This is a genomic window from Glutamicibacter sp. AGC84, from assembly GCF_053543575.1.
Window position 1 is genome coordinate 470,078 of the sequence record NZ_JBLVOC010000027.1, and the last position, 5,466, is coordinate 475,543.

The window sequence follows — 5,466 nt, forward strand, 5'->3', positions numbered from 1 at the left end:
GGGCCTTTTCTGCAGGGTGAACTAGGCAAGCGAGGAACCCAGCGGAATCTGCTCGCTGAAGTTCCAATCCCCGCCACGGGTATCGAACAAATGGATACGATCCGCTGCGAAGGACAGGTGCGCCTCGCCCAATGCTGCCTGCGCGGCGTCCAATTGCCGTGCAGCCACGTTCTGCGCGATGGTCAAGTGCGGATGGTAGGCGAAAGCCGATTCGTGCCTCAGCGCGTCGCCCAGCAGCGCGCGGTGCAGCTTCCAGCATTCGTCCGCTCCGGTTTCCAGCGGCAGGAAGACTACTTCGCTGGCCGGCCGGAAGGTCCGGGCCGGACCCAGATGGATGGTGAAGGGCTCCGCCGTGGCGGCTACCCGGCGCACCTGGGCAGCCGCCTTCTCCCAGGAATTCAGGTACGACCCGGACACCAAGGTGATATGCGGGGCAATCGGCGCGGTGGCCTCTCCCCCGTATTCCTGGCGCCACGCGCGCAGAGTCTCGCGGTGCGGCTGCGGCACCGGGATCACCACGCCCAGGGTGTACTCGAAAACCATTGGCTCTTAGACTCCCAGCGGCGGCAGGAAGCCGACCTTCTGGTAGACGTCGGCAACGGTCTTCGACGCGACGACGCGCGCCTTGGCCGCACCGGCAAGCAGCAGGCGATCCAGCTCCGCCGGATCATCGAGCAGCTCCAGGGTACGGGTGCGGATGGGAGCCAGCTGCTCCACCACGGCTTCTGCCACAGCCACCTTCAGATGCCCGTACATCTTGCCTTCGAACTCGTTGACCAGTTCTGGCACATGCTTTCCGGTCACGGCAGCCAGGATATCGAGCAGGTTCGAAACGCCCGGCTTCTCGGCCTTGTCGTAGGCCACGACGGACCCGGCGTCGGTCACCGCGGACTTGATGCGCTTGGCGATCAGCTTCGGCTCATCCAGGACGTTGATCAAGCCGGCAGGGGATTCGGCGGACTTGGACATCTTCGAGGTCGGGTTCTGCAGGTCGTAGATGCGTGCGCCCTCCTTGGGGATGAACGCCTCCGGCACGGTGAAGGTCTGCCCGAAACGGTGGTTGAAGCGCTTGGCCAGATCGCGGGCCAGCTCCACATGCTGGCGCTGGTCATCGCCCACCGGGACCCCTTCGGGCTGGTAGAGCAGGATGTCCGCGGCCATCAGGACCGGGTAGGTGAACAGCCCGACGCTGGCGGCATCCGCGCCGCCCTTGGAGGACTTGTCCTTGAACTGGGTCATGCGGCTGGCTTCGCCGAAACCGGTGATGCAGTTCAGCACCCAGGCCAGCTGCGCATGCTCGGGGACCTGCGACTGGACGAACAGGGTGGACTTGTCCAGGTCGATGCCGCCGGCGATGAACTGCGCAGCGGTCTTTCGGGTACGCGCGCGCAGCTCCGCCGGATCCTGCGAGACGGTGATCGCGTGCATATCCGGGATGAAGAAGAATGCGTCGTGGTCATCCTGGGTCTTGACCCAATTGACCAGCGCGCCCAGGTAGTTGCCCAGGTGCAGCGAATCGCCCGATGGCTGCATTCCGGACAGGACGCGGGGACGGGAAGTTTCCATGGTTTTCCTTAGAACTGGTAGTCGACGACCAGCGGTGCATGGTCGGAGAAGCGCAAATCGTAGGCCGAGGCACGGTCTACGTGGGACTTAATGGCCTTGGCGGCTAGCGCCGGAGTGGCCATGTGGTAGTCGATGCGCCAACCGGCGTCGTTGTCGAAGGCCTGTCCGCGGAAGGACCACCAGGTGTACGGTCCCTGCACGTCGCCGGCCAGCTCGCGCGCCACATCCTTGTAGCCGATCTCACCGAAGAACCCGTCGAAGTAGGCGATCTCCTCGTCCATCACGCCGGCGCGCTTGTTGTGGTTCGGCTTCCAGTTCTTGATGTCCTTTTCGGTGTGCACGACGTTCAAATCGCCTACCACCAGGACGTGGTCCTTCTCGTTCTTCAATTCCACCAGGCGCACGTTCATGCGCTGCAGGAAACGGTACTTGTCTTCCTGCTTCTGGGTGCCCAGCTCGCCGGAATGGACGTAGGCCGAGACGACGGTGAAGCTCTCGCCGTTGATATCAAAGTCCGCCTCGACCCAGCGGCCGGATTCGGCGAAGTAGTCCTCGCCGATGTGCTCGCGCACGGCTACCGGCTCGGTGCGCGAGAGGACGGCGACGCCTGCGCGGCCCTTGTCCTTGGCCTCGGCATGCAGGATATGCCAACCCTCGCCAATCAGGTCGCGCAGGATCTTGTCCGGTGCACGTACTTCCTGCAGGCACAGGATGTCCACGTCACGGGCGGCGATCCAGTCCGCCATATTGCGCTTGTAGGCCGCGCGAATGCCGTTGACGTTGACCGACGCGACGCGCAGCGCGCCGGCGTCCTTGTTGAGAATTTCCACACTGGTAGGTATCACTGTTCCAGCTTACAAAATTATGCGATCGATTACGCGCTGATCTGGCCTGCGCCGGAACACGGGCAACGAAAAAGGGCAACGCTTGCGCGTTGCCCTGGACAATTAGTCGATGATTTCGCCATCCATCGGCTTGGCCGGCTTGATCATGTCCCGCGCATTCGTCGCGGTCATCTGGATCGTCTCCAGTGCCCGGTCGATCATGCCCTCGTGATCCTCGCCCCGGCTCTGGCGCTGTTCGGCGATCACGCGTGCCTGGACCTGGACGATCTTGAACGAGTGATCCAGCTTCATGTCGCGCTGGCTGGTGGCTTCGTCAACCACCACAGTGCCGGGCTGGGCGCGCGGGGTGGCCGCCGCGGTGGCTTCGCGCAGCGAGTTGTTGATCTTCTCGGCGCCCCGCTTGAGGCCGAACATCATGAATGCGGCCAGCAGCAGCCAACCGGCGGAGATGACGACTACAAACCAGCCGACGATCTGGTTGGAGTTGGCAGCGAATACCACTGCCACCAGAAGGACGATGACCATGACGGACATTGCCAAAGTTGATGCGTTCAGGGTGACTTTCCTGCCCTGCTTCGCGCTGCTGCCTAGAGGTTCCATGCCGTCAATTCTCGCATCATTACCCCGCTTCAAGCCAATTGGAACCGTGCCCTTTCGCCCACAGCGTGGCTAGCCGAACAGGCTGTGCAGGTCCTGCCCGGAAAGGCTCGCGCGAATCAGCAGGTATCCGCCGATGCCCACCACCCAGCCAAGGGTTTCCTGGGCGTAGGCCGAGGCCTTGGCCCCCATTTTCTGCAGCCAGGCCTCGATGCGCGGGCCGGCGAGCGCAAGCGCGCCAACCAGCACCAATGCCGGGACGATCATCACCAGGCAGTAGCCGACCAGCGCGAGCAGCTGCAGGCCGGTGCCCCAGCCGGCGCCCTGCATGACGCCAACGGCTGCGAGGTAGGGAAGCATCGTGGGAAGTTCCAGCAGGCCGGCGAACAGGGCCAGGGCAATCAACCCGGTGCGGGTATCCAGCGCAGTGCCCAAGCGGCTGCGCAGGCGCAGCGGCACCTGTTCGGTTGCATCCGCCGGTTCCGGCGCTGCCGGTGCCGCGCCGCTATGCGCGATGGCTTTCTTCCGTGCGCTGGCTTCCTTCTGCGCATCGGTGCGGTAGGTGAGCGCCCAGATGATCATCAGCGCCCCGGCGGCCATTCCTGCCAGCCGGAAGAACCGGTGCTCGAAGATGGCCGGGTCGATGAGCAGCAACCCGCTGCGCAGCAGCACGCCGATGACCCAGTAGAAGCCGGCGATCACCAGCAGATAGGCCAGGACCTTGGCAATGGCCGCGCGGCGTCCCCGCAGCAGCAGCCACAGCGGAATGACCAGGGTGCCGATGCTGGTCGAATCGATCAGCGCCAGGATGAGAAGGGATAGTTCGGGATTGCTTGTCATGATGTCCATGGGTTCCACTGTTCCGCGGCCTGCCGGATCGCGGTATCGGCCAGTGGGCTGCGCCTTCTCCTCCTTAAGGGGGATACCGGCGGGCAGCCAGTTCGGGGATGCTGGAAGCATGGACTTCATTCGGCGGATGGGCAGCGGCGACAAGGAACCCGAGGTCGTCGGCACCTATCTGGTGCTCACCGCCATCTTGCATCTTTCGGGACTGGCCAATCCCCCATGGTTCGCGATCCGCGGGTACGAATGGATCGTCTTGCTGCTCATCGGCTTGGCCGCTGTGCTGGTCCGTCGCCGTTTTCTCGTAGCCAGCTCCGTGGCCATGCTGCTCGCCGGGGCCGGCTTGCTGGCCGTGGGAAGCCTGGGCGGGTACTTCTTGGTCTTCGAATGCGTCTTCGGGTTGTTCCTGCTCGGTTCGGTGCGCACGCGGACGGTGGCGCTGGCGCTGCTGTGCCTGGCGGCCATCTCGCTGGCCATCGCCGCCTGGCTGGTCACCGGGAATCCGCAGGAGGTGGTGCTGGCCCTGCTCATGGCCGGCTTCATCCTCTTCACCCCGATGCTCTGGGCGGAGAATGTGCGCACCGCCAAGGAGCTGGCCAAGGCCGAAGCCCAGCGGGCAGAGGCTGTGCAGTCGGCGGCCGATGCCCGCGAGGACCAGCTGGTCGCCGAGCACGACTTTTCCCGCGTCCAGGAGCGCACTGCGCTGGCCCGCGAGATGCATGACGTGCTCTCGGCCAGGTTCTCGTCAATCGCGCTGCTCTCCGGCGCCCTGCTTCCGGCCGCACCCCAGGAGGTGCGGGCTCCGTTGCAGAGCATCCGCGATGAGTCGGTGTCCGGCTTGGAAGACATGGCCGCGATGGTGCGGATGCTGCATGCCGGGGGCCCTGCGCTGCAGGCGCGGATCGAGGATCTGCCTGAGCTGGTGGCCGGATTCGGCAGCCCGGTGCGCTGGGAGTACCGGGTCGCGCATCCGCAGCGCTTCAGTCCTGCGGTGCATACCGCCGCGCACCGCACGGTCTGCGAGCTGCTGGTCAACCACGCCAAGCATGCGCCGGGCACTACCCTGGAACTGAGCGTGATCCAGGACCAGGGCCTGGCGATCACGGCGAGCAACGGCCTGCGGCCCAACGCCAGCCGCGGCCCGGGAGCGGGCACCGGGCTGGAGAATATCCGCACCCGGGTCGCCGCGCTCGATGGCCGGTTCGGGGTCCGCACCGGCCCGGATTTCGCAGTGCACGTCGAATTCCCGGGCCCAGCCGAAGCAATGGAGAAGCCGTGAAAGTCCTGATCGTCGATGACCATGCGACCGTGCGCATGGGGATCCGGCTGGTGCTGCAGGCCGCGGAAGACCTGGAAGTCGTGGGCGAAGCGGCCGACGGGCGATCGGCCATTTCCATGGCCCGTGCCCTGTCCCCCGACGTCATCCTGATGGACCTGCGCATGCCGGTGCTCGATGGCATCGAGGCCACCAAGGCCCTGCATGGCAGCTGCCGCGTCGTGGTGCTCACGACCTTCGATGACGACCAGTACCTTTTTGGCGCACTGCAGGCCGGGGCGCACGGGTTCCTGCTCAAGAGCGCCGAACCGCAGGCGATCATCATGGGCGTGGGGGGCG

7 protein-coding genes are annotated in these 5,466 nt (G+C 65.1%); 2 read left to right on the forward strand and 5 right to left on the reverse strand.

Annotation, left to right across the window (positions count from 1 at the left end; genetic code table 11):
* Positions 1 to 21: 21 nt before the first annotated feature.
* From ACNPN0_RS18565 to ACNPN0_RS18585, 5 genes are all read right to left on the reverse strand, one after another.
* Positions 22 to 543: a 2'-5' RNA ligase family protein gene (locus tag ACNPN0_RS18565; protein ID WP_133833095.1), complete on the reverse strand. Its 522-nt coding sequence runs from the start codon at positions 541 to 543 to the stop codon at positions 22 to 24.
* A 6-nt stretch (positions 544 to 549) separates the two neighbouring features.
* The gene (gene trpS, locus ACNPN0_RS18570) at positions 550 to 1,566 is read right to left on the reverse strand and encodes a tryptophan--tRNA ligase (protein ID WP_426735339.1); all 1,017 of its coding nucleotides are present in this window, start codon (positions 1,564 to 1,566) and stop codon (positions 550 to 552) included.
* Between the two features lie 8 nt (positions 1,567 to 1,574).
* Positions 1,575 to 2,411 carry an exodeoxyribonuclease III gene (locus ACNPN0_RS18575; RefSeq protein ID WP_133833097.1) on the reverse strand — a complete coding sequence of 279 codons (837 nt, stop codon included), beginning with the start codon at positions 2,409 to 2,411 and terminating at the stop codon, positions 1,575 to 1,577.
* A gap of 102 nt (positions 2,412 to 2,513) precedes the next feature.
* Positions 2,514 to 3,011 (reverse strand): hypothetical protein, encoded by a 498-nt coding sequence (locus tag ACNPN0_RS18580; RefSeq protein WP_105661688.1) that lies wholly within the window; start codon positions 3,009 to 3,011, stop codon positions 2,514 to 2,516.
* 69 nt (positions 3,012 to 3,080) lie between these two features.
* Positions 3,081 to 3,857 (reverse strand): GAP family protein, encoded by a 777-nt coding sequence (locus ACNPN0_RS18585; RefSeq protein ID WP_448937555.1) that lies wholly within the window; start codon positions 3,855 to 3,857, stop codon positions 3,081 to 3,083.
* A gap of 109 nt (positions 3,858 to 3,966) precedes the next feature.
* On the opposite strand from ACNPN0_RS18585, the gene ACNPN0_RS18590 reads away from it, so the two are divergent.
* On the forward strand, positions 3,967 to 5,130 hold the full coding sequence (locus ACNPN0_RS18590; RefSeq protein WP_448937554.1) for a sensor histidine kinase: 1,164 nt from the start codon (positions 3,967 to 3,969) through the stop codon (positions 5,128 to 5,130).
* Positions 5,127 to 5,466, forward strand: a 340-nt coding sequence (locus tag ACNPN0_RS18595) for a response regulator (protein ID WP_448937553.1), incomplete at its 3' end; no start/stop codon positions are given. The genes ACNPN0_RS18590 and ACNPN0_RS18595, both read left to right, overlap by 4 nt.